The organism is Mesorhizobium sp. B2-5-13 (assembly GCF_006440535.1).
Classification (GTDB): Bacteria; Pseudomonadota; Alphaproteobacteria; order Rhizobiales; family Rhizobiaceae; genus Mesorhizobium; species Mesorhizobium salmacidum.
The window spans coordinates 194,041-217,937 of record NZ_VFUI01000005.1; the positions used below are offsets into that span (position 1 = coordinate 194,041).

Below are 23,897 nucleotides of genomic sequence, written 5' to 3' on the forward strand. Positions count from 1 at the left end.
TCAAGCGGGTATGCTCCAAAAGATGCCGGGATCGAAGCCTTTCGCCTTGCCGACCAGAGCTTCACCGCTCAGATCGGCCAAAATTGAAAACAGGCGCGCCGCGTCGTCGCGCTCCTTCCTGCCGAAGCGGCGGGGGATTCCATCCCGATAGGCGTCGCGCAAGGCGGCCTGAAGCCGGACATCATCTGTTCCCAGTTGCGGCGCCAGCGCGTGCCATTCGCTGTCGGAAGTGGCAAGAAGCGACTTGGCGGCCATGACCGTTTTCAGGAAACCGCTAAGAACCGCAGGATCAGCACGCGCCCAGTCTTCATGGAAGACATAGCCGAGCATCGGCAGCTCGCCGGAAACGCCCAGCCCCTCCAGAATCTGTCCAACGTTCAGCAACCGCTGGGCTCCGGCGGCTTCGAGCTGGGCCGCGAAGTTCCAGAATGTCAGCAACCCGTCGAGCCGGCCTGCAAGGAATTCCTGTTCGAGCAAAGGCGGCGCTCCGAATACAGGCTGCACGCTCGCGGCGAGGTCGCGTCCCGACTGTCGAAGGTTAAGCGCACGCAGCAAGATCCAGCTCTTGTCGAGCGGGCCGCCCGCGACCCCGAGCCGTTTGCCATCGAAATCCGCTAGCCTGCGGACGGGGGAACCGGCGGGTAGCTCAAGTGCGCCGACCACGCGCGAATAGGGAACAAAAACAAGATCGGCGCCTTCCGCGCGCTGGCGCGTCACCCACACCCAATCCGATACGATGACGTCGACGCTGCCGGCCAGCAACGCGGTCTTGCCGGCTTCCGTGCTGGCAAGACGCCGCACCTCGAGAGAGACGCCGTGCGAAATGTCCAGCCCATATCGTTGGACCACGTCGACTTCCCAGGCGGCCGTGCCAAATCCGAGCACGCCAAACCGGACAGGGAGGGATTGCCCAGACGCGGCTGCAGTGGGACCGGCCACGATCAAGGAGGAAAGCGCTGCAAGAACCGCGCGCCGCGATATAACGGGCCAATCGGCTCGGGTGAGCCACTCACGTGGAGGATTCGAGATCAGCACGAGCGCACCGGTGTGGCGGACCCCCCCTAACGCCGGGCTGACAGGAATGTTCCTCCTGGTGCGCTGACCATCGGGTACGCCTGCGCCGCCAATAGGAGTCGCTGCGGGGTCCGGGATTTAGCGTGCTGGAGCAGGCGGCTGATTCAAGGCGGCGATGTGAGCTTGCCTTTTCATACGGTTCCGCTCGGCGCTTAGCAGCTCTTCCTCGCCCATAAGCCCGTTCAGGAAAAGCTTCAGGACATGGGACGCGAGTGTCTGTGCCTGCGGGCTGTCGAGCGGAATATCCCGCTCGTTGCAGGCGGTCCGACAGACTCGGGTGAGCATTTCCAGTTCGTCGGACATGACGACTTGACCCGGAAACAACATGGCTCCTCCGTCCCGCAGATGTGCATTGAACGCTGCAACATGACTCCGCGTGCCCCTTGAGTCTTTAACAAATGATGTGAGCAGGCGTCTTGGTCGGAAATGTAGAGTCTTTTGGAGTTCGAACTGCACACCGGCGAGCGATAAACGCAGCGCATTGGGTTTGGCGTTCTCCGGCAAATCCTCGTCCGCACCCGCGCGGAAGGGCGGGCAGCCGCCGGATGCACAGCGCTCCGGGAGCACATTAATCTGACCGGCATCTGCGAGGCGTCATGTCGTTTCGTTGGAGATTGGCACGGCTTCTTTAGATAAAGGCTCTGAAACGGTCGTTACAAAGTCAATTAAGTTTCTTCTGCAACTAGGCTGAGGATGTGCCAGACGGCACAGATCAGCCGTATTCCCGGGTAGCAGGTGGTGTTCCTCGCGGGGATGACCAGCGGGTGATCAGCCGGGATGCGCGACATCTTCTTGCGAGTTTTTCAAATCTGCCGGTGTTTAGTTTTCGTGCGCTACTCCACGCTGCATGGATGGTGACGTCGAATATGCGCAGCTTGGGCTGATTAGAGAAATACGATTGACGGAGGCTCAGCAGATGGGAGATCGGATAGTCCTGCTTGAATCCGAATTGATCAATGCGGCTGGTTCCAAAGGCAATCCAATTTGCTTAATGCGGGTCACCAGCTTGTTGGCCAAAAGCTACGCTGGAACGCCTCGAACAATGCACAGCCTGGATGTCGAAACGGCTCTGACAGCGTCACCCAATCCATTGAATCCGTTCGCAGCTTTTGCCATGCTGGCAAATCTGAGGCCGCGAAGAGATGGCGGCTTCTGGAAATTCTCTGCAAATTCCAGACTGCCTTTATGCGCTTTTTTGGACGAACACACGGCGAACAGACCTCAACAGCTAGGTTATACTCCCTCGTAAGCAATCCTGATCAACGCTGGTCCTCTTCAATCCAACCGACAAGGGCGGCTTTCGAGCCTCGCCCTTTTGACTACGACTTCGAGTTCACGGCCGAGTCGAAGCCGTCCAGCTCCTCGCCGATCTCGACAAGGGCCTTTCTGACTGTGTCCTCAACTTCCTGTCGTTTCTTCGGCGGCATCAGGCCCAGCCCCTTCAGCATCGCCTCGCGCCAGTGCTGCCCCCTCCCCCACGCTTCCGAGAACGCTGTTGCAAGGTCATCCTTGCGACGGGTCGCCTCCAGTGCCTCGACGAGGAGGCTGGCCTGATGGACGTCTTTTTCGCGCTTGGCGACGCCGTTTGCATCTGATTTCCTGCGAGAGGCGACGATGAGCTTGTGAACTGCATACCGTTCCGGCGACGGCACGGTTACAGGCACCCCTGACCGATGCAGCATCACGGTCCGGATGGGCTCGTGGATCAGGAAATCGAGGAAACGCAAGGGCTGCGCCGAAGCTCCGCCCAGTGCTGGCATCGGACTGGCGCGGTCGGTGTAGTCATCCGATCCCCGGTTCGGGGTAAGGAACTCGACCTTGTATCTCGTTGCATTCTCGAATTGGGTCGTGTGTCCGGGATCCGATCTATGGGGGATCTCCCTGAAGGTTGGATCAATCTCTCTCAAGATTTCCAGGATCGGCGGCAGGGTGTCTTCGACTGACGACGAAGTCGAGTAATGCTGCGCGAAATCGGCATCGCCGGTTTGCAATGAAGCACCAGGCAATCTTACGCCGAGATGTCCCGCATACGTCTGGAAGGCAACCGTACCGACGAGCACGCCTCTTAAGCGGAAGATTCCTGCTGCTCCGATGGCTTCAACGACATCGCCAGTGAACCGGTCCGGTGCGGTCAGCCCTGCTTCGCGAGTCAGCGTGGAGACGAGTTTCCGTCGACTACGGAGGTCTTCCTTGATTTCTTGGAAGGCTTCAACGCGTTTCGCGATCTCGGGATCGTCGGACGGGCCGACATACTTCCGCGTTTTCTTGGGTTGGGTTTCCTCAAAATACCAATAGCCCCGCCCCTTCACCGGAACCCGGACGAAATTTCCCGCCGTGGAGAAGTCGGTTACGAACGATGCATCAAGGCAGCGCTGAACGAGTTCCGCATACATCGTGCGATAAACGAGATCGACCGTCTTCATGCGTCGGCTCCGTTATAAGAAAAATGCGTTTCTCTTATAGCGGCATGAGCTGAAGCGACGCAAGTGACGTTATAAGACAATTGCAGAGGTCTTATAACGCTGCCACATCGCCAACCATACAGGCGCGGCGATCGATGCCGGGTGCTTCGACACGGAGAAGTTCCGTTTCCACGGCCCGGATGGCTTCGAGGTGGACTACGCCGGGCTTACCAACTACTTCAAGTCCATAGCATTCGACGATCGCTAGATCCCTCGAGGCATCATCATCGTCGAAGGTGACTATGTCGCCTGCCAAACCTGGGTCGAGGGACGCTTTGCCCGCGAATTCACACAGTCGCCCGTCGGCCCCCCTTGCCTCCGAACCGCCGGCGTGTGACCTGGGATTTGTCCAACATTTTTCGTTTCGACGATGAAGGCTGGCTCATTGAGGAGTGGGTGCGGACCGATTACCCGGAGTTTCCTTCACCAATTGGTGCGGAAGGCCGATAGGCCCGTGACACCGCGACGCTTCAAGCGATCTCCGCGACTACTCTGGCTCTTGCCCGGCCCGGCGACATTGTGCGGGTAAACTGAGAAGATGGTGGACGGAGGCAGGCAGTACGGATTCAGCTGAGAGCAGGCCGAGGCGCTGATAAGGCGCGACAATGATGGCAACAAGCTCCAAGCTTCTCGGCGAAACTTAAGAAGCAGTCGCGCGTTGGACGCGATTAAGCCATTTCGTCTTGGGTATGGGGCGGTGAGTGGTCATGCCAACGTCGCGTAAGGCAATGCAGGGGTCAACCGCTCATCAAGCGACGTCGCCAACGCGTGAGCAAGCCAATTTGGCACTGCCCACTTTTCGGCCCGTCCAGCTCGCAACGCTCGTGGACGTCGTCCCTGCCGGCGACCGCTGGATCCACGAAATGAAATACGACGGCTATCGCATTCTTGTTGCGGTCGGCAGCGGCGAAGCGCGTGCCTACACGCGATCTGGCCTGGACTGGTCTCACCGTTTTCCGTCCATTCTTTCGGAGGCCCGCAAGCTCCAGGTCCGCTCTGCCCTGATTGACGGAGAGGCCGTCGTTGTCGATGCCGACGGACGATCAAACTTCCAGGCGCTTCAGAACGCATTAAAGGGTGCGCCAGCCACTATCGACTTTTATGCCTTCGACCTCCTTCAACTCGACGGCGAAGATCTCACGAAGCATCCTCTCCTTGAACGCAAGGAAAAGCTCCAGAGAATTTTGCCCGCGAAGAACCCGGTGCTTCGTTATTCTGATCATATTCTGGGGCGCGGAGAAGAGCTGCTCGGCCGCTTTTGCGCAGCCGGGCTCGAGGGGGTGGTTTCCAAGCTCGCCGATTCGCATTATGTGGCGGCCCGCGGCGGAAACTGGCTCAAGATCAAGTGCATCAAGCGGCAGGAGTTCGTGATTGTCGGTTGGACGCCGTCCGAAAAGGTCCGCGCGTTTCGGTCATTGATCCTTGGAGTGCATGATGGCGGCAAGCTGCGTTATGCCGGAAAAGTCGGTACCGGCTTCGATACAGCTGAACTTTTCCGTCTCATGGAGATCATGGCACCGCTCGAGCAGAAGGCCGCGACCGTCGCGGCGCCGCGAGCCGAAGTTCGCGGAGCACACTGGCTTCGCCCCAAGCTGGTCGCGGAGATTGCCTTCGCCGAGATGACTAACGAAGGAACGTTGAGACATCCGAGCTACCTCGGTCTGCGCGAAGACAAGAAGCCGGAGGCGGTCATGCTGGAGACGGAACGTCGCACAGCCAAGCTGACCACGTCGCCGCGGAAGACCATCGCCATCAGCAATCGTGACCGCGTGATCTATCCGGAGTCGAATATCACCAAGGGTCAGCTCGCCGACCACTACGCGGCCGTCGCTGAGATCATGCTTCCTTGGGTTGGGAGTCGACCGATCAGTCTGGTTCGGTGTCCCCAAGGCCGGGCCAAGAAGTGCTTCTTCCAGAAGCATGATGCCGGGAGCTTTGGCGACAAAGTCCACCACGTCGGTATCACTGAAAAGGACGGCCAGGAGGAGCCATACCTTTATGTCGACGATGCCGATGGGCTGATGACCTGCGTACAGATGGGAACGATCGAGCTGCATGGGTGGGGAGCTCGGATCGAGGATATCGAAAAGGCCGACCGCCTCGTTTTCGATCTCGACCCCGATGAGGGTCTCGATTTTGAAGCTGTCCGCGCCGCAGCTTTCCAGTTTCGTGATATTTTGAAGTCATTGGGGCTTACGACATTCCCGATGCTGACCGGAGGCAAAGGAGTGCATGTGATCGCGCCGCTCACCCCTCAGGCCGAGTGGCCGCAAGTGAAAGACTTCGCGCATCGCCTCGCGCAAGCGGTCGCTCAAAGCGATCCCTCTCACTTTACGGCCGCGTTGTCGAAGAAGCGCCGGAAGGGTCGCATCTTTGTGGACTATTTGCGCAACCAGCGTGGGGCGACCGCGATCATGCCCTACAGCGCAAGGTCCCGATCGGGCGCTCCGGTCGCGGCGCCGATCACCTGGGCGGAAATGAAGACGATTGATGCGCCCTCGCATTTCCACGTCGGCGACGCTTCTGAATTGAAGAAACGCGCAATCAGCAAATCTCTGGCGGGATGGGGGCGAGCCGACCAATCATTGCCAAATTTGTAGCCCCACTCCGCGAAGGCAGTAAGGCTGGATAAGGGCTTCGTTGCCTTGGCCTGATTGGAACCTGCGAAGATTGGCCCCGTTTGCCTCGACCATGGCAAAAACCGATTCGCGGACAGTCGCCAGCCTCCTAAGGGAATACGGACATCGCACGGCGCTGCGCGGGGACAACCCCTATCGCACCAAAGCATATCTGCGCGCTGCAGACAGTCTGGCTGCGTTGTCGCAGCCGCTCGACCGGATCATCGCCGCGGGCGCCCTCATCAGGATCCCGGGGATCGGTAACGCGATCGCAGATATTGTGCGCAAGCTCTATGAAACGGGCACACATCCACGCCTTGAGAAGCTGCGGGAAGAGGTCCCGGCGGGTGTGATGGAGTTGTTTGCCATACCAGGGCTTCGGCCCGACAAGATCCTGAAGCTTCATCAGGCCCTCGGCGTGAACTCGTTGGCTGAGCTCGAAGCCGCCGCAAAGGCAGATCGAATCCGGCCAGTCAAAGGCCTCGGTGCTTCGCTTCAGACAAAGATCCTGCACAATCTGGCCATCGCGCGAAGCGGCGAAACACAACTTCACCTGCACAAGGCCGCCGCTCTTCTCGAACATGCTGTCGTGTTGGTGAAGCAAGAGCATCCCGAGTTTTCGCGCGTGGAAATTGCCGGTGATTTCCGGCGCGGTTGCGAACTGGTCATCGACCTCGCACTGGTCGCAATGGGGAAGAAGCGGACCGCGATCGAGCAGTCCACCCTCACACTTGTGGTCACAGACAAGAAGCACTTTGGCGCGAGCCTTCTCAAAGCAACCGGTTCGGCCGCCCATCTTGAGCAGTTGAAGATGTACGCGACCGAGAGAGGGTTCGCCCTCAAACCCGACGGGCTCTATCGCGCGAGAAAGCTGATCGCAGCAGCGACAGAGGAGGAAATCTACGACGCGTTGGACCTGCAGTTCATCGAACCGGAACTGCGCGAAGGCAGGGACGAGATTGAGCGGGCAGCGAGCCAGCAGTTACCACCCCTCGTCCGGGACGGAGATCTGCATGGCATCCTGCATTCTCACACGACCGCATCCGATGGCACCGAAACGCTTGAGGCAATGGCTGAAGCGACACGTAAGCGCGGGTTTGAATACTTTGGTGTCGCCGACCATTCGCAGTCTGCCCACTACGCGGGCGGGCTCACACTGCAGGAGATCACTGAACAGCACCGCGACGCGGATCGGCTGAACACGAAGTACGGTGGTAAATTCCGTGTCCTGAAGGGCATCGAGGCAGACATCCTGGCCGACGGCTCGCTTGACTGTCCGGACCACGTCTTGAAGCAGTTTGATTTCGTTGTCGCGAGCGTGCACAGCCGCTTCAAGTTGCCTAAGAAAGAGCAGACGGAGCGTATCATTGAGGCAATCGCGAATCCCCTCACGACAATTATCGGGCACATGACCGGTCGCCAGTTGTTGCGTCGTCCCGGCTATGAGCTGGACGTCGCCAAGGTCCTCAGAGCGTGCGCAAAATATGACGTCGCTGTCGAAATCAACGCGCATCCGTGGCGGCTCGATCTCGACTGGCGGTGGCATCAAAGGGCGCTCGACTACGGCTGCATCTTCAGCATCAATCCGGACGCTCATTCAATCCGTGAACTCGACCACATGCATTGGGGTGTCGAGATGGCCCGCAAGGGAGGAGTGCCCAGGACGCGGGTTCTCAATGCGCTGGGTTTGGCAGCTCTGCTTGCGCACCTTTCAAAGCGCAAGTCCGCGTCAAAGGCCGACGGCAAGCGCCGCTCGCCTGGGCGGAAAGCTGTCGCATGAGGCCCGAGCTCTAGCGGCTGCAAACAGGCAACGGTTCTACCAGTCGCTGCCTGGTGTGATCCCTCGGAGCGCTGGCAACGCGATGAAAGAACCTCATAACGCTCTCTTTCTTGTGGCGGTCAACATGCCCCTCGCAGCTTAAGCGAGAGCATGCAGAAGCGCTCTGCTTTTCGGCGTTAGACCGGCGTTTTACGTTTTGGATGCGAGGAACCAGTGGACCAGGTTCGGAATCGTCTGGCAAAGTCGTGGGCCTGTCATGGCCGGGCTTGTCAATCAGGTCGATGCGGTTCGGCTGTACTTCATCGCTACAGGCGGAGCTATGCACCGGCTCCAAATCCAACCGGAGGTCCTGGCGTTCCGGATATGAGCTGAACGTTACGTTGCCCCCAGTTTCTATCCAATTCTGAGTTCGTTTCCGGCGTTGGGTATGCCCTGCTGGGCGGGTGGAGCGACGGGCGCTGGCGCGGAGCCGTTGGCGTAGCGCAGCGCGAGCGACCGTCGCGGGGTGAAGGTGCTGGCGAACTGGCCAACTCGGAGTCCCGTTCGGATCCAAAATATGAGAGAGCCAGCTTGGGGACCGGGCGCCGCGCGAAACGCCGCCTGGGATGCTATGCCGCCTGCGGGCCCAGGGATGGCGCCCCTATCGCCAACGTAGCATCAGGTTCTGCATGAGCCTTCAGTCTATATCGTTAGGACCATAGACCTACTCCCGGAACCTAGGGGCCTTGTTTTCGTTGGTCGAAATGGCGTTGGCAGCTACCGACGCCGCCAACCAGGCAACAGGAGGAATTTCACAATGATGCGGAAGATCCTAACTACGATAGCGACGGCTGCTCTCATGTCGACAGCGTTCTGCACGGCCGGTGCACAGGCCGCAAATACCAGCAAGCCCGCTACCCAGACGGAGGCTGTTGCCCCGGTCATTGATGGCAAACTCGTCTCGAAGATCATGGGAGCCGCGGTCTATGACAGCAGCGCCGATGACGCGACGAAGATCGGCGATGTTAATGACATCGTCCTGGACAAGGACGGGAACGCCAAACTCGTCGTCATTGGCGTCGGCGGTTTCCTTGGCGTGGGCGAAAAAAATGTGGCCTACGACTTCAACAAGCTTGAATGGATCAACAAGAAGGGCGATCGCTGGTTGGTCGCAAAGACGACCAAGGATGAGCTTAAAGCTCAGCCTAATTTCGATACGAAGGCTTACAATACGGCGGCAATCCCAACGGCCCAGCCGACCAACAGCATGGCCGACAGCCAAGCGGCTAATGGCAAAACCGATACGACTGCGACGGCCTCGATCGACAAGTCGACCTTGACCGAAATGCCGTCAGACAAAATCAGTGCCGCGAATTTGATCGGAACCAACGTCTATGGCGCAGATGATGCGAAGGTCGGCGAGATCGGCGACGTTATCCTGACCGGTGACAAGAAGGTCGACTCGATAATCGTTGATGTAGGCGGCTTTCTGGGCATCGGCGAAAAGGAGGTCGCCGTCGGTATGGAGAACCTCAAGTTCATGACCGACAAAAACGGCAACCGTTACCTCTATACGAACTTCACCAAGGACCAGCTGGAGGCGCAGACTGCCTACGACAAGGCAACTTACGCACAAAACCGCGACAAGCAGCGTATCATCGTCAATAAGTAAAAAAGTCATCTCGAAGCGTTCGCCTTGGGGCGGGCGCTTCGGCAGCCAAATAGCAGGAGCGGACGTGAAACTAGCCGACGAGGTCCGTCATAGCTCTGAAGATATCAGCGACCTCGTTCTGTCTGATGTCGCACCCGCGCTTCATCGACGAGCTAAGGTCAGCCACCAGTTTTTGCTGGATAAAGCAGCGATGGAATGAAAATTTACATCGACCGACACCTGCCGGCGTACCATCAGATGGAGAGGCGAGGACGTGCGCCTGGAACCGTTTCCGGTGTGCCACGAAATTGTTGAAAAGCTCTTGGACGAGTTGCGCCTTCATCATCTGCACGTCTATTAAATCGCTTCGCGCGCGAAGAGACGCGGTCAAAGGGGCTGGCCTGACCTGGCGGCACTACCAAAGCGTTATCAAGATCCATGAGAAAGCGATCGATGACGAACAGCTTCGCTGCCTGGGGATTTAGATCTCACGCCTTATAAGGATCTGAAGGATTACCCGTTGCTCCGGCGTTTGGTCCAAGCATCGAAGTAACTCGTTGCATGGGATGGTCTAACGTACCGAGACAGCGGGAAATCGGAGCAGCCGCATTGTCAAATTTTCTCGCCAGTGGAACTTCCCGACGGACTGCAGGTTCGCCTGCATAGGGACGACTGAGGCTACTTCGGCCTGTTGCAGGCGGAGCGCCTCGCCAACAGGAGACGGCCATGAAACATCAGACACTTGCGGAACTGCATGGGGTCGCGGAAGTCGAAGCATCGTTTCCGGGTATGACGCGGCGCCAGCGTTTGGAACACTGGGCCATGCTGCTCGAGCGAAATCCCGAGCGGTGCCTCGCCGCCTTCCCCGGGACGGAATACATGACCTTGGACGTGCGCGACAAAACCCAGTCCCTCGGCTCCGCGCTGAGCATCGCTTTCGCCGATCCAACTTTGCGGACTGAAGGGCTGAAGAACGATACGTATGGCGAAGCGAAGCGCTTTTTCGAGCTTACGGATTGGCAGTTGCACGCTATTGTCTGCCATTGCCATGTCGGCGGGAGGATGAAAGCCGGATGGGCTGCCGTTCAAGTTCGGTCTGCCATCAACAAAGAAGGCAAGCTTTTCAGCAAATTGCGCGAAGCGATTGCCCATTGGCCGGTATTCCGCATTTTAACTCACGCGAGGGAGTAAGAGGCGACCGAGCAAGCTGAAATAGGCAGGTGACCGGAAAAGGTCCAAGCACACGAACGACGGTATATCTTGGACCCCGACATCGCTACCTGTGACAATAGCGGGCGAGCGTCAAGAACGGATATGCCCGGGCGAAAGCCGGCAAATGGCATGATGAAGGGCTCCGACCGGTTCATTCTCATCCGACCGGGCTTCCTATCGCTTGCATCTCCGGGCGGGAGAAAGCGAAGCGATGCTCCTGGAAGGCTGAAGGTTCAGCAGAGCTTCGGGGTGAAGAGCCCGATGGCTGTCCCGTCGCGAAATCGACGAGCTCCTCCCGGCAATCAACAAATCCCGCGTCAGGGCAGTACAGCACCAGACGCGGAGGGGGTGGCGCCGCACCATGCCGTAATGAAGGGACTCCTCGCTTTCTGCCATCGCAATCAGATCGAGATGCGATATCGCACAAAAATCACGGGGATCGTGCGAACTGCCTCGAGGGTGACCGCCGTGCTGGTTGGGGAGCGTCGGATCGAAGCGGAATGCGTCGTTGCCTGCGCCGGCCCCAACAACCGCGATATCGCATCTCTGGCGGATGTGCCGTTGAACGGATTCGGGATGCGCATCGAAGCGATGGCACTGGAGCACCTTCATAAAGCCGGCGATCGCGCTCATAGATAGCCTGGCGTATTTCCACCAGACCTCGCGCGGCGAGGTGGTCAGTGGCACGGAAGTGCCCGAACGGCCACGTATGTCGCTCAAGGTCGATTTTCCGGTGATGGCTAACATGGCCAACATCTGCCTGGATATGTTCCCCCAGCTGGGCGAGGTCCGCATACTGCGCCATTGGGCGGGGGGCCGCGTCGACGCCATGCCGCTTTCCTCTGAGCCGAGTATCCATCGCCAGCGCGGGGTGATGGGGCCTGGGGCCATCTCCGTCGCGACCAGCATATCCTGCTTGAAAGGCCGTCCAGCGGCAGCTCTTCGATGAAGTCGGGCCTGACCGTGCGCGGGTCGATAACGTGCGAGTTCGACCAGTGTCGGACCCACAACCGCAAAAGTCCTCCGCGAGCCTTCAGCCCATGTGCTGTGAGATCATTTACTCGGAGCCATCATGTCTCCAGCATGAGCGGCAAACTAACCCTACGAGTTCATATGCAAGGCGTGGCATCACAACCGAGACGCTCCAAATTCAATTAGCTTTAGCAAGTGCCGATCAGGACTAAACATCTAAAGTTGTGAATGCAGCCTGCTGGCCATCCAGTCCGTGACCTTCTCGCTCAATGGACGCGATTGCCATTCGTCCAAACTGATCTCCCTTGATCGCTTGAGGTCTTCGTTGAACAAGTCGATTTGCGTGCGCGCAAAATCCCGGCCGAAGACGTTCAGAGAAGCTTCGTCGTTCAGCCGCAAAGACCGTTCGTCCAGATTGGTTGAACCAAAGCTCGTCCATACATCGTCAACGATCAGGAGTTTGGGGTGGTACATGGTGGGCTGGAACTCATAAATCCGAACTCCGGCCTTGAGCAAATCACCCCAGAAATAGCGAGAGCCTTTTCGAACGATGGGAACATCTGTCAGGCCGTTGGGACAGATGACGTCAACCGCCACCCCTCTTTTTCTGGCGTCCAATATTTGCTGCAAGGCAATGTTATCGGGGACGAAATAGGCCATCCCTATCCGAAGGTGTTCTTTGGCGGCGGCTATCGCAGCCAACATCATCAGCTCCATGCCTTCGGAGCCATTTGGCTGCGAAGATAGCACCAGCTGAGCATTCAGTGCTCCCGCTGCTTCCGGTGGCGGGTAGAACTTCTCTCCCTGCAAAGTCTCGCCCGCGGTCTCGAGCCAGTTCTCAGCGAAGGCTGCCTGGAAGGCGGAGACAGCAGGGCCCTCGATCTGGTAGTGGGTGTCGCGCCATTCATCAGGGTTGCGGGCGTCCCCCAGCCAGTTGTCTGCGATACCCACCCCGCCGGTAAAGGCGAACCGTCCGTCAACGATCAGCAGCTTCCGATGCGTCCGGTTATTCACCCGGTCAAGCGTGTACCAGTAGATAGGCCGGTAGCGCTGAAACCGCACGCCGGCGCTTGTCATGATGTGGATGAGATCCTCGTCGAATGGCAGACTGCCGACCCAGTCCACCAGCACACGAACCTCGACGCCCTTCCGCGCTTTCGCGGCCAAGGCATTGGCGAACTCGTAGCCGACCGTTCCGGACCAGTAGATGTAAGTTTCCATGTCGATGGTCGACCGAGCCGCATGGATGGCCTGCAGCATCGCTGGGAAGATCTCATCTCCATTGACCAGCGTTTGCACAGCGTTTGCCTCGAATACCTGTCCTTGCGAATAAGCGGCCATGCTTCGCGCGAATTGTGGATCGGTCGCGTCAAAACGATGCGGCACGATGGATCGCAGGACACGCGGTTCGGCTGTGAGGTTTATGGCCACCAGGGTGAAGAAACACGTGGCAATTGCCACCGCGACATACTTGAGAGCGTCGAGGCAACGGGCGAACCTCCGTCCGGTCGGGACGGCATTTCTGGAAGCCGACAATGCACCGAAACTTTTAGGCCGCACTTTGGTCCCCTTTGACCTGCCAAGAACTATTGAAATTGATGCGGGTTCCACCCCTCGTAAGGCCGATACGAGCAAGTGGGCACCATTGTAGAGGATGAACCTCGCCGCCAGCATCGTTCATGAGCAGCGGCCTGATTGCGTCTGTGGCTGCCGCCGAGCGGGCTCAGGAGGCTGCCTGATGGCCAGGCCGCGGCATACACCCGATGGTTTCATCGCCGTCAGGTCGAGGCTTTGGCCCGGCTACCGCGTGCCGGAACCCGACATTGCCGGTTTGATCGGCATCGATCCCAAGACTCTGCGCAAGGACATCGATAGGAACTTCATCACCTCAGACCAAGGCCAACGACAGGTTGCCGAGAACCTCTTTCGCAAGGCCGCCGGTGAAGGCCGCGAGGCAGTGACGGCCGCGATCTTCTCGTTGAAGTCGCGGGCCCGCTGCAGGGAAGCGATGCTCTGACCGATACCCGAGCATAGGCGGCGAGATTGCCCAGGTTGGCTTCGACTATCAACTTTGGGATGGTCTTGCGCGGCTTCCCGGCCTGGCTGGCCAACCCCGCCTTTGAGCAGATGATATTTGAAGGCCTGGACGATCTGGAAACACGGTTCTTCGCGCCTCAGGCGCCGAGGGGCGATTGCTCGAGCGCTTCCAGGCGAAGGCCGGCTCACTGGCGCCAGCCGCGGTGCGGGAGATTTTCGAGACGTTTGCGCGCTTCGAAAGTGCCTATCCGCGTGCCGCGCGTGTGCAGGGCCTGATCACACCTCCGTTGCCGGCAACTGTTGGCTGGCTCGCGCGGAATCCAAGTCGGGTCCGCAAGGCCCGTCCGTTCTATGCACCTTGCGCCGACATTATGGCGGCAAGGGATGCCGAGTTGCTGAATAGGCTCGTCGACACTTACGGAGGTCAACCGGGACTACGGACGTCAACTGGGGACCTTCATCGCCCAGTCGGTCGATGTCAGCGAGCGTAATCTCTTGGATCGCGATGCAGCCTTGGCGACCTCCGGAGTAGAACTCGACCGGGCCTATCCTTCCCTGGAAGCACCGCAGAAGCGGGTGAGCGAGGCGTTCGAAGCGTTGAGCGCTCTTGCGCGCAGGTCGATAGGCACACCGCTCGCGCGGGACGTGCTGCGAAGCCAGCGGGCCAGGCGCTCGGCTCCCGCGCTACCGGTGCGGACGATCCTCCGCGATAACGTTGTAGAGCACACAACAGGCCAACAAGGAGACAACGCCGCCTAGGAGATCACTCGCCGTCAAACCAGAAAAATACACGAATTCAAACGCTGACACGGCCGCCCCTCTACCTTGGAAATCGACCAAGATAGAACCGTTAGAGAGCTCTGATGTTCCGCTTCGGTTTGCAGTTTTGAACTCTCCCCCGCGGCGGACGCATTCTGCCTTTGGGGCGTTCGGGACGTGGACAAACATCGGTACGACAACCAGCTGGCGCTGGACCGCACCGTTGCGATGGGTACGCGGCCCGTTCGTGCGCCGAACTTGATGACGGCAAGATGGTCGCAGCCCGCGCAATGCGCCGCTCGACACGAACTGTGATGGCTCTATCGAGGAACAGTCATACGCCCTTCCAAATTCACCCTCCCAGCAGCACGCGCCAGATATCCGAGCAATATGCGGTGACGGGGAGGCCAGGGCCGCGGCTGCCATGCGGGTGACGCCAAGTCACACGTGCGGACGTTCTCGGGCTCCGATCCTCTCCAAATCAGATGAGCTTCACCTATGCATGACGCTCCCAGGAGAGCCCTGCTCTGTCAGTGGTACAGCTATACGAACTCCGCCAGCCGCGGCTTCAGGAGATTTCCGCGAGAGCATTCCAGAGATTTAGGCCTCTCCTGATGCCACGCGATCGGCGAGTTCAGGCAGCGATCAGTACCGTGCTCTCCGGCGACCAGTTCAGCACAACTTCCTGGCCCTCGGCCAGCCTTTCGGCACCTGTATTCTGCACGATCACCTTTAGCGTCTGGGCACCGCGCTCGACGAAATAGGTGCTGTTGTTGCCGGCGAAGATGCGCTTCGAAATCTGGCCCTTGAGCGTGTTGGCATTGGCGTGATCAGACTTCCCCGCGCCAGTCGAGATCTGGATGCGCTCCGGCCGCACGGCGCAGCTCGCCTTTGCACCCGTGGGCACGGACGCGCCGACAGAGGCAGCGATCGCTGTGCCGTCCGGTAGCTTTATGCCGTTGCCGGTCGCATCGCCGCGCAAGATGTTGGCGTCGCCGAGGAAGGTCGCGGCGAATTCGCTTTGCGGCCGGTCGTAGATTTCTTCGGGCGGCCCCTCCTGTACCAGCCGGCCGTCGCGCAATATGCCGATGCGGTCGCTCATCGTCAGCGCCTCTTCCTGGTCGTGGGTGACGAAGATGGTGGTGATGCCGATCTCGCGCTGGATGCGTTTCAATTCGATCTGCATGTCGACGCGCAGCGCCTTGTCGAGCGCGCCGAGCGGCTCGTCGAGCAGAAGCACGCGCGGCTTGGTGACGATGGAGCGTGCCAGCGCCACGCGCTGCCTCTGGCCGCCGGAGAGTTGATGCGGCCGGCGGCCGCCGAGCTTGCCGAGCTGGACGAGGTCGAGCGCGCGCTGCACTTCCGTGGCGATCGTCGCCTTCGCTTCCCCGCGCACTGAAAGGCCAAAGGCGACGTTGTCGGCGACGCTCATATTGGGAAACAGCGCATAGTTCTGGAACACCATGCCGATGCGCCGCTTTTCGACCGGCACGCGCTCGACGCTTTCACCGCCGATGGCGATGCGGCCGGTATCCGGAAAGTCGAAGCCGGCGATTTGGCGCAGCAGGGTCGTCTTGCCGCTGCCCGAGGGGCCGAGCAGCGCGTAAAAGCCGCCATCGGCAAAATCGATCGAGACATCGTCCAGCGCCTTGTGCGCGCCGAAACTGCGGGAGAGGTTAGCTACCTCGACGCCGGCCATTATTTCTCTCCGCCGAATTTGAAGAAGCGTGCCGTCAGCAGCATCAGCGCCATGGATACGACAATGATGATCGTCGAGACCGCATTGATCTCGGGCGTGAAGCCTTTGCGGATCGCGGCATAGATCTCGACCGGCAGCGTCGTTTGGCCGGGCGTCGACAGGAAATACGAGACCACGAACTGGTCGAACGACACGGCGAATGCAAACAGCCCGCCGGCGATCACACCAGGCATGATCCAGGGCAGCGTGACGCGCATGGTCACCTGCCACTGGTTGGCACCGAGCGAACGCGCCGCCTCTTCGAGTTCCGGCGCGAAGGTCTGCAGCCGGGCAGAGACGACGACGATCACATAAGGCAGCGCCAGCGCCACATGGCCGAGCAGGATGGCGACGAGCCCGCGACCGATGCCGACGCCGAAGAAGAAGATCAGCATCGCCGTGCCGGTGATCAGCCACGGAATGGCGATAGGCGGGAAGAGCAGCGCCTGCAGGAATTTCTTGCCGCGGAATTCGTAGCGGTAGAGCGCGAGGGAAGCCATCACGCCCAGCACCGTTGAGATGATCGTGGTGATGACGGCGATCTCGATGCTGTTCCAGGTCGCCGCGATCAGCTGGTCGTTCTGCCAGAGCGAAGCGTACCAGTCCGTCGTCCACTCGAACGGCAATTGGTAAAAGGGCGACGTGTTGAACGACATCAGCGCCATGATGATGATCGGCAGATAGAGGAAGGCGAGCAGCAGTACGATGTAGAAGCGCCCGAGCCATTCGAGGATGCGCGTCGTCGCCATCAGCCTGCCCTCCGCAAAACTGGAGCGGCCAGCGCCAGGATGATCAGCACGACCGCCAGCAGGATGAAGGACAGCGCAGCACCCAGCGGCCAGTTGAAGACGGCGACGAACTGGTCCTCGATGACTGTGCCGTAGAAGGTGCCGGTGCGACCGCCGAGGATGCGTGGCTCCATGAAGGAGCCTACCACCGGCACGAAGATCAGCGCTGAACCGGCGATCAGGCCAGGCATCGACAGCGGGATGATCACCCGCCACAGCACCTGCCGCCGCGTGGCGCCGAGCGACCGGCCGGCTTCGATCAGCGAGTCGTCGATGGCCTGCAGCGTCAGGTAACAGGTCAGAACCATGTAGGGCACGTAGGAGTGCACAAGGCCGATGATGACGGCGGGATAGGAATACATCAGATCGATGTTGATCTTGAACGGTAGCACCGCGTTGAGCGCCGTATCGAGAATGCCGCCTTCGCGCAGCACCATGGCCCACGAGAAGATGCGCACCAGCCCGTTCGACCAGAAGGGCAGGATGACGAGCAGGAAGATCGCCTCGCGGCTGCGGCCCTTCAGCACCTTGGCCAGCACATAGGCTGCCGGGTAGCCGATGACGACGCACCACAATGTGACCTCGAGCCCGAGACGCAGCGACGCGAGCAGCAGTTTCGAATAGAGGCTTTGCGAAAAGAAGGCCGTGTAGTTGCCGAGCGTGAACGACCACTCCTTCCCGGCCAGGGGCAGGTCGGTCATGAAGGAGAAGAACACCATGGCCGACAGCGGCAAGAAGATCGCCACCGTCAGCCACAGATAGGCGGGCAGGAGAAGCGGCAGGGCGGGCCTCAATCCACGGCGCGAACCGATCGCAAGCTGGTCAGCCATTTTGCCTCTCCTCCGAAAGAGGCCCGTTACTTCACGTTGACCTTCAGCTCCTGCCATAGCGCCAGGTACTTCTCGCGCTGCTCGTCGGTGATCGGCGCCTGGAACTGGATGCGCTTGGCGACCTCCGGATCACCCATCACCTTGCGGTTGAAGGCATCCCCGGGCAGTGCCTCGACCGCCTTGGTGTTGGCGGAAACAGGAGCGCCGACCTTGGTGACCCATTCGACGTAGAACTTCGGATCGATCATGTAGTTGATGAAGGCCGCGGCGCCGGCGACATTCTTGGAGCCGACCGGGATCGAGAAGGCGTCGAGCCAGGCAACCGAGCCTTCCTGCGGGATGACCAGCGAGACCGGCAACTTGAAATGCGTCTTGGCGCGATCGGCCGAGCCGCTCCAATAGGTGCCGATGTCGATCTGGTTGGAGGCGACCATCTGGTTCCAGTCGTTCTCCGAGCTCCAGAAGGTCTTGATCTGCGGCATCAGCGAGGTGAGCTTCGCTTTGACCGCTTGCATATCCTTGATGTCGTTGATGTTCTGTCCCGAAGCCAGCGCACCGAACTGCACCGCCTCGACGGCGTCGTCGCGGATGATGACGCGCCCCTTATGGGCTGGGTTCCACATCTCGGCGATGCTCGTCGGCGGCTTGTCGAACGACTTGTCATTGATGGCCAGCGCTGTCAGGCCCCACACCCAGGGCACACCATAGACTTTGCCGTCATGGTCAAGCATCGGCGAACCGGCCTTGTCCTTGGCGATGTCGGCATAGTTGGAGAGTTTTGAGACATCGATCGGCTGGATCAGCTTGCCGGCCATCGCCTGGTCGTTGAAGGCGGCGTTGATCATGACGACGTCGTAGAGGCCGGGATTGGTCCGGATCTTGGTCAGCATCTCCTGTTCGGAGTTGAAGAAGTCGTTGACCACCTTGAAGCCGGTCGCCTTCTCGAAATTGGCGACCGCCCACGGCTCGTCGGCGCCATAGCCTTTCCAGTTGAGCACATGCACTTCCTCGGCCGCTTGTGCAGCCAAAGGGAATGCATAAACCATGAATGCTGAGACGAAGACGGCGGTCGCCGTCAGAAAAGCGGTCAGTCTGGGCATGCGCATGTTTTCTTCCTCTCATTGTTTGCCCGGTTGATGGACTTGTTAAGTTGCAGTCGCTTCCTCCCGGCCATGCGCCGTCGTTGCTTGGGCGTGCTGGGTCAGGAATTCCTGGGTTTCTTCATGCGTGGGTGCCGAGGACCCGCCATGGCGGGTGACTGAAAGGGCTGCCGCAGCGTTGGCGTAGCGGGCCGCCTCGCAGGGCGGGATGCCGCGCGACAAGGCACTGACGAAGGCCGATATGCGTGTCGCCGGCGCCATTGGTATCGACGGCCCCCACCTCGAAACCGGGCACCGCGCGAGTGCCGCCATCGGCTATGCGCACGAGGCAGCCATGCGCACCGGCGCGGATGACGACGCCTTCGGCCCTGGGGCAGTGCTCGGCGAGCAATCGGATCGCGACGGTCTGGGCATCGCCGGTGCCGGCGATTTCGGCGGCCTCGTTGGTGTTGCAGCTCAGCCAGGTCGTCCGCACCAACACCCTGTTCAGGATTGGCCGCGGAATGTCGGCGATCACCGGCGTCGGGTCGAAGACCAAAGGAATGCCGGCCGGTAGCGCCTCGATCCAGTCGGCGAGCACATCGCGGCTGCCGGGATAGCTCAGCGTGTAGCCCGAGGTGAAAACCCAGTCCCCCGCCATGATCGTGACAGGCGCCATCATGGCCGGCGTGAGCTGGCTCTCGGCCCCTGGCCACGAGACGAAGGTGCGTTCGGCGTCGCCGCTAATCATGGCGACGCAATTGCCGCTGTCCATCGAGGGCGACGGCGGCGTCAGCGTCTCGATGCCTTCGGCCGCGAAAGCGGCCCGCAGGAAGTCGCCGTCCGGACCGGTGCCGAGTTGGCCGCCGAATACCACCTTCATGCCGGTGCGACTTGCCGCGACCATCATGTTGAAGCCGCCGCCGGCAACCCGTGCGTAGCTCGTCGCGGTCTTTTCCGTGCCCGCCGCCGGCAAGGCATCGATGCGGTAGACGTAGTCGACCACGGCGCTGCCGACATGGACGAGCCGTCCCCTCATGCGGCGTCCTCCTTGCCTGGGCCAGTCTTGGAATGACGCGCGGCGACCAGATCGAGAGCCAACGTGCGGACGTCAGCGACGTCGATACCATGCAGTTCGCAGATGCGATCCTGCGGCAGCTTCGACAGACCGGCGCAGGCGCCGGCCATGCCGGCGGCAATCGCCCCGATCGTGTCGGTGTCGCCGCCGAGATTGGCTGCGATGACCGCAGCCCGCCATGCATCGCCTTGCGCGACCTCCAGCACCGCGAATGCCGTCGGCACTGATTCCTGACTTGCGACGCCCGTGCCGACCAGGTCGACGATCAGCTTGATCGCTTCCTTCTCACCCTTGCCGCGAACAAGGTCCTGTGCCCAGAGGATGCGCGCAGCGATGTCGCCGCCGGTGACCCAATGGCCGAGCGCGGCGCCAAGTCTTGCCGCTGCGACCCCGTGGCCGCAAGCGGCGCGCCAGTCGCCACCCGAAATACCGAGACTGACAGCGGCAGCGACCGCGGCAGCCGATGAAATGGCGATCGAGGTGTTGTGCGTGGCCCGGCAGGTTTGGGCGACCTTGGTGACGAGGGCATCGAGCGGCTCCGGCGGCATCATGATGCCGACCGGCGCGATGCGCATCGCCGCGCCGTTGGTGTCGCCGCCGCGGCCGGCATCGTCGGCGGGCACACCGCTGTTGATGGCGTCGATGGCGCGCTTGGTCGACGGACCAAGCAGGTCGTAGCTGCCACGCGCCTTGACGTCGCGCTCCCAGTCGAGCAGCGCGTTGACCCAGCGCGCATGGTCGAAGCGCTCGCCGGACTCGACAAGGATGCGGCCAAGCAGCAGCGCCTGTTCGGTGTCGTCGGTAACCGTGCCGGCGGGCAGCCCTTTCGACACCGGGTGATCGGCGGCAGGCGCGACGAAATCCTCGACATGGCCGTAGAGCTCGGCGATGCGAGACGGCGACAGAAGTTGTGTCGGCATGCCCAGCGCATCGCCAAGCGCCCCGCCGATCAGCGCCCCCATTGCCCGATCCATCAAGGCAGCGTCCGCCATGCTCAGAACTCCAGATGGAGCGCGAAATGCGCCGGATTGAGCAGGCTGGTGACGAATTCGATGGCGCGTCCGTCAGCGGCGCGCGTCAGGCGGCGTGTACGCAGGAAGGGCGTGCCGGGCGCACAACCGAGTATCGCGGCGTCGGCAGCGCTCAGCATTTCGACGTCGACCCATTCCTCGCCATGATCGGGAACAAGTCCTGCCCCGCGCAGCGTCTGGTGCAGAGAGCCTTCGCGCAACCCGCGCAGCGGTATGTCTTCCAATTCGGGCGACAGCGGCAGGCGGCTGCGCTCAATCGAGATGGCGTGGCCGTCATCGGCATTGGTGCGGGCGCGATCGACGGCGATGAAGGACCAACTCCCGACCCCGAGCCTGGCCGCAAGTTCCGCGTCCTCGATAATCTCGAGCCGCAATGTGCGGGTCTCGGCATTGGCGCCCGCATTGGCAAGCGCGCGCGACCAGCCGATCGCGTCATCGACCGGCATGCCGTCGAAGGTGACAAAGGATCCGATGCCGACCTTGGTTGTGATGAGCCCCCGGCTCGACAATTCTTCGAGCCCCTTGCGGACTGTGTTGCGACTGACGGAGAAGCGCTGGACGAGCTCGTTTTCGCTCTGCAGGCGGTCGCCGAACCCAAGCAGGCCGGAGCGTATCTCATGCTCCAGAACCGTGGCGATCTGCTCGGGCTTGCCCGTGCCGGGAGTGAGTTGCATCGCGCGACGAGCCATATCGATACCTGTTCAGTGAACCTGTATGGTCCTGTTCAATAGCTTATCTGAGAACAACCGTCAACGGGGCACTGCCTGCCCGCAGTATTTGCGCGAGCCGGCCGAACGCAGCATTCCCACGCGTGGTTGGGAGCGCCTCGCTGCGGCCTCCAGGGACCGCTGCTCGGACCCGCTCCTGGTATAGGTCGAGTTCGCCTGCCTCTCTGTCTCACGTGCCAGCCTGTTGACTGCGGCAAAGGCTGCCAGTCGGTCGGCCCGATCTCATAGTCCACTTTTCCTGCGGATATCCCAATGCCAGATGCTGACCAGTTCCGAGCCGTCGAACTAGCATGAGACGTTGAGTTTCAGGAAACGCAGCACGCGGCCTCCCACCAGAACCTTTCGATGTCGTGATCCCCCAGACCTTTGTCCACGACGTCCACCCCTTGCGTGGCCGCGCTATAAGCTCGCTTTCGCGCGTGGCCTTCCCTACAAGCGATTGCTTACATGCACGGACTCGGACGTTGAATGGAAGCATTCTCCGGTTGGGAGTGAGGGCAGTGGGCAAAGGTCAGCAGCATTACGCCAGGAAGAGAACTGGTGACTTGAAGCCGGGCGTCGACAGGCTGTAAAACTCGTCAAATTGGCCGGGAAATTATGAGCCAAATATCGTACCACCTTGGAATTATCCATCAGCCGGTCAAAGTAGCGGCCGGTCGCTAACAGTTCCAGGCTCACAGAGCCACGTCCTTCCACAGCGCCCAGAAACTCATGGCTTAGCCTGCCAAGCTCCGGCGTCAGCGCTCCCAGTTAATCTTCAGACACGTTGGCAATCATCGCCGGATTAAAACCCTCGGCCAGCATCCCCTGTGGCGTAAGGGCGACGAGCATCTTCACGTATGTGAATGTGACCCGGTCCATGGCAATCATCAGCCTCGCGATCTCCAATTGCCTGGCCGGACTGCACATGCCGCAGCAAGCCGAAGATCAGGCCTTCCATGGCCTCACGACGTGCTGCCACGATCCCATCACATTCGATGCCTACCTCACCTTTGATGACCGCATTGCTGTCTCCGGCGTCAAAGAAATATCTCGCCATCGAGCCCGCCCTCACAACGTTCTCGCGTTCTTTTGGTGCAGGTAGGTGGTGTCGAAATCTCCTGCTCGAATGAGCCCGGCCCAATCAACGGCGTGAAATCGCGAGCCCTCGGTGACAATCAACCCGTTGCGTCGAAGTTCCTGAAGCGTTCGGTTCACGTGCACGGTGGATAAGCCTACCGCATCGGCAAGTTCCGCCTGCGTGATCGGAAGCTCCGCTACATGGTCGCTGATGAGCCCCACGGAGCGAAGGCGGACGATGAGTTCGCACAGGATGTGCGCCGTCCGAGCATAGGCGTCGCGCCTTCCAACGTTGGTGACCCACTCTCGATAGATCGCTGCGTCGATCAGAGTCGAGCGCCAAAACACCGTGGCTATGGAAGAATGTTGGTCGCAAATGGCCCGCAAGGCATCGTGCCGCATGAGGCCCACGCGGACGCGCGTGAGAGGTGAGAACGTGCAATCCAAAACCGAGAGATGCAATCCATGGAGATCGGGAATGTCTCCCGGAACAAAGAACGAAGTGACCTGCCGCTTGCCCTCGCCTGTAAGCTTGGTGGACCCTACCAGACCGTCCAAGACAACGAATGAATTGGTGGGACGATCACCCTCGCGCACAATGTCCTGATCGGCATGATAGTCCCGTGTCTGGAATTGGATGCTTTCCAAAACGGCGATGTCTGACTGCGTGAGATCAGAGATGTTCTGGAGCTTGCGGATCATAATGTTCGGGGAAGGGACATGTGCCAAATTCAGTGACCGGATTGATTTAGATGCCGAACTTGCATGGGGCACTAATGTTCCCGGCGCTTTTCGGCGATCGCGCCTGCTAAAAAAGCGCGAGCGGCTTGCAAAGCCAGTGGCCGCACATCACCGTCAAGCTAGCCTATGGCATTACCCTTCAGGCTATTCCTTCCGTCGGACGTTCGCCAAGCCATCTGTCCCAGAGATTTAAGACCGGACAGAGGCACTTCGGGCCAATTGCTATTCTTGTGCGAATCGCCTCTTCTTGTCCGAGGACCAATCGCGACGCAGTTTGCTGA

At 60.2% G+C, this 23,897-nt stretch carries 19 protein-coding genes and 1 pseudogene; 7 read left to right on the plus strand and 13 right to left on the minus strand.

What is annotated here, in order from left to right:
- From FJ434_RS11270 to FJ434_RS11280, 3 genes are all read right to left on the minus strand, one after another.
- Positions 1 to 885: an ABC transporter substrate-binding protein gene (locus tag FJ434_RS11270; protein WP_246679058.1), complete on the minus strand. Its 885-nt coding sequence runs from the start codon at positions 883 to 885 to the stop codon at positions 1 to 3.
- 267 nt (positions 886 to 1,152) lie between these two features.
- Complete coding sequence (locus FJ434_RS30150; protein WP_246672993.1) at positions 1,153 to 1,578, minus strand: hypothetical protein; 426 nt, start codon at positions 1,576 to 1,578, stop codon at positions 1,153 to 1,155.
- An 815-nt stretch (positions 1,579 to 2,393) separates the two neighbouring features.
- Positions 2,394 to 3,497 (minus strand): GSU2403 family nucleotidyltransferase fold protein, encoded by a 1,104-nt coding sequence (locus FJ434_RS11280; protein WP_140506207.1) that lies wholly within the window; start codon positions 3,495 to 3,497, stop codon positions 2,394 to 2,396.
- A gap of 767 nt (positions 3,498 to 4,264) precedes the next feature.
- On the opposite strand from FJ434_RS11280, the gene ligD reads away from it, so the two are divergent.
- The 6 genes from ligD (at position 4,265) to FJ434_RS11310 (ending at position 11,415) form a co-directional block, all read left to right on the plus strand.
- Positions 4,265 to 6,136: a DNA ligase D gene (gene ligD / locus FJ434_RS11290; RefSeq protein WP_281406445.1), complete on the plus strand. Its 1,872-nt coding sequence runs from the start codon at positions 4,265 to 4,267 to the stop codon at positions 6,134 to 6,136.
- A gap of 91 nt (positions 6,137 to 6,227) precedes the next feature.
- Positions 6,228 to 7,934, plus strand: a complete 1,707-nt coding sequence (locus FJ434_RS11295) for a DNA polymerase/3'-5' exonuclease PolX (protein ID WP_140747202.1) — start codon at positions 6,228 to 6,230, stop codon at positions 7,932 to 7,934.
- 796 nt (positions 7,935 to 8,730) lie between these two features.
- On the plus strand, positions 8,731 to 9,585 hold the full coding sequence (locus FJ434_RS11300; RefSeq protein WP_140718399.1) for a PRC-barrel domain-containing protein: 855 nt from the start codon (positions 8,731 to 8,733) through the stop codon (positions 9,583 to 9,585).
- A gap of 64 nt (positions 9,586 to 9,649) precedes the next feature.
- Entirely contained in the window at positions 9,650 to 9,784 is a 135-nt protein-coding gene (locus FJ434_RS30470) for a hypothetical protein (protein WP_281406157.1), read from the plus strand.
- A 506-nt stretch (positions 9,785 to 10,290) separates the two neighbouring features.
- Entirely contained in the window at positions 10,291 to 10,755 is a 465-nt protein-coding gene (locus FJ434_RS11305; protein WP_140746926.1) for a hypothetical protein, read from the plus strand.
- A 150-nt stretch (positions 10,756 to 10,905) separates the two neighbouring features.
- Positions 10,906 to 11,415: an FAD-dependent oxidoreductase gene (locus tag FJ434_RS11310; RefSeq protein WP_181165884.1), complete on the plus strand. Its 510-nt coding sequence runs from the start codon at positions 10,906 to 10,908 to the stop codon at positions 11,413 to 11,415.
- A gap of 549 nt (positions 11,416 to 11,964) precedes the next feature.
- On the opposite strand, the gene FJ434_RS11315 is transcribed toward FJ434_RS11310, so the two are convergent.
- Entirely contained in the window at positions 11,965 to 13,308 is a 1,344-nt protein-coding gene (locus tag FJ434_RS11315; protein WP_246675996.1) for a phospholipase D-like domain-containing protein, read from the minus strand.
- Between the two features lie 178 nt (positions 13,309 to 13,486).
- Between FJ434_RS11315 and FJ434_RS11320 the strand changes: the two genes are divergently transcribed.
- Positions 13,487 to 13,765, plus strand: coding sequence for a hypothetical protein (locus FJ434_RS11320; RefSeq protein ID WP_140718391.1), 279 nt, complete (start codon positions 13,487 to 13,489; stop codon positions 13,763 to 13,765).
- A gap of 1,413 nt (positions 13,766 to 15,178) precedes the next feature.
- Here FJ434_RS11320 and FJ434_RS11325 read toward each other — a convergent pair.
- The 9 genes and pseudogenes from FJ434_RS11325 to FJ434_RS11370 all read right to left on the minus strand — a co-directional run bounded on the left by FJ434_RS11325 (position 15,179) and on the right by FJ434_RS11370 (position 23,577).
- Positions 15,179 to 16,243 carry an ABC transporter ATP-binding protein gene (locus FJ434_RS11325; RefSeq protein ID WP_140746932.1) on the minus strand — a complete coding sequence of 355 codons (1,065 nt, stop codon included), beginning with the start codon at positions 16,241 to 16,243 and terminating at the stop codon, positions 15,179 to 15,181.
- Positions 16,243 to 17,031 (minus strand): ABC transporter permease, encoded by a 789-nt coding sequence (locus tag FJ434_RS11330; protein WP_140718387.1) that lies wholly within the window; start codon positions 17,029 to 17,031, stop codon positions 16,243 to 16,245. Before FJ434_RS11330 ends, FJ434_RS11325 begins: the two co-directional genes overlap by 1 nt.
- Positions 17,031 to 17,900 (minus strand): ABC transporter permease, encoded by an 870-nt coding sequence (locus FJ434_RS11335; protein ID WP_140746935.1) that lies wholly within the window; start codon positions 17,898 to 17,900, stop codon positions 17,031 to 17,033. Before FJ434_RS11335 ends, FJ434_RS11330 begins: the two co-directional genes overlap by 1 nt.
- A gap of 26 nt (positions 17,901 to 17,926) precedes the next feature.
- Positions 17,927 to 19,006 (minus strand): ABC transporter substrate-binding protein, encoded by a 1,080-nt coding sequence (locus tag FJ434_RS11340; RefSeq protein ID WP_140746938.1) that lies wholly within the window; start codon positions 19,004 to 19,006, stop codon positions 17,927 to 17,929.
- A gap of 39 nt (positions 19,007 to 19,045) precedes the next feature.
- Positions 19,046 to 20,018 (minus strand): annotated as a pseudogene (locus tag FJ434_RS11345) (PfkB family carbohydrate kinase).
- A complete protein-coding gene (locus tag FJ434_RS11350; protein WP_181165885.1) occupies positions 20,015 to 21,049 on the minus strand; it encodes an ADP-ribosylglycohydrolase family protein in 1,035 nt (344 codons plus the stop codon). The pseudogene FJ434_RS11345 and the gene FJ434_RS11350 overlap by 4 nt, the downstream one beginning before the upstream one ends.
- A 2-nt stretch (positions 21,050 to 21,051) precedes the next feature.
- A complete protein-coding gene (locus tag FJ434_RS11355; protein ID WP_140746944.1) occupies positions 21,052 to 21,777 on the minus strand; it encodes a GntR family transcriptional regulator in 726 nt (241 codons plus the stop codon).
- An 823-nt stretch (positions 21,778 to 22,600) separates the two neighbouring features.
- Positions 22,601 to 22,855 (minus strand): hypothetical protein, encoded by a 255-nt coding sequence (locus FJ434_RS30155; protein ID WP_246675994.1) that lies wholly within the window; start codon positions 22,853 to 22,855, stop codon positions 22,601 to 22,603.
- A gap of 11 nt (positions 22,856 to 22,866) precedes the next feature.
- Positions 22,867 to 23,577 (minus strand): Crp/Fnr family transcriptional regulator, encoded by a 711-nt coding sequence (locus FJ434_RS11370; RefSeq protein ID WP_246675993.1) that lies wholly within the window; start codon positions 23,575 to 23,577, stop codon positions 22,867 to 22,869.
- Between the last annotated feature and the right edge of the window lie 320 nt (positions 23,578 to 23,897).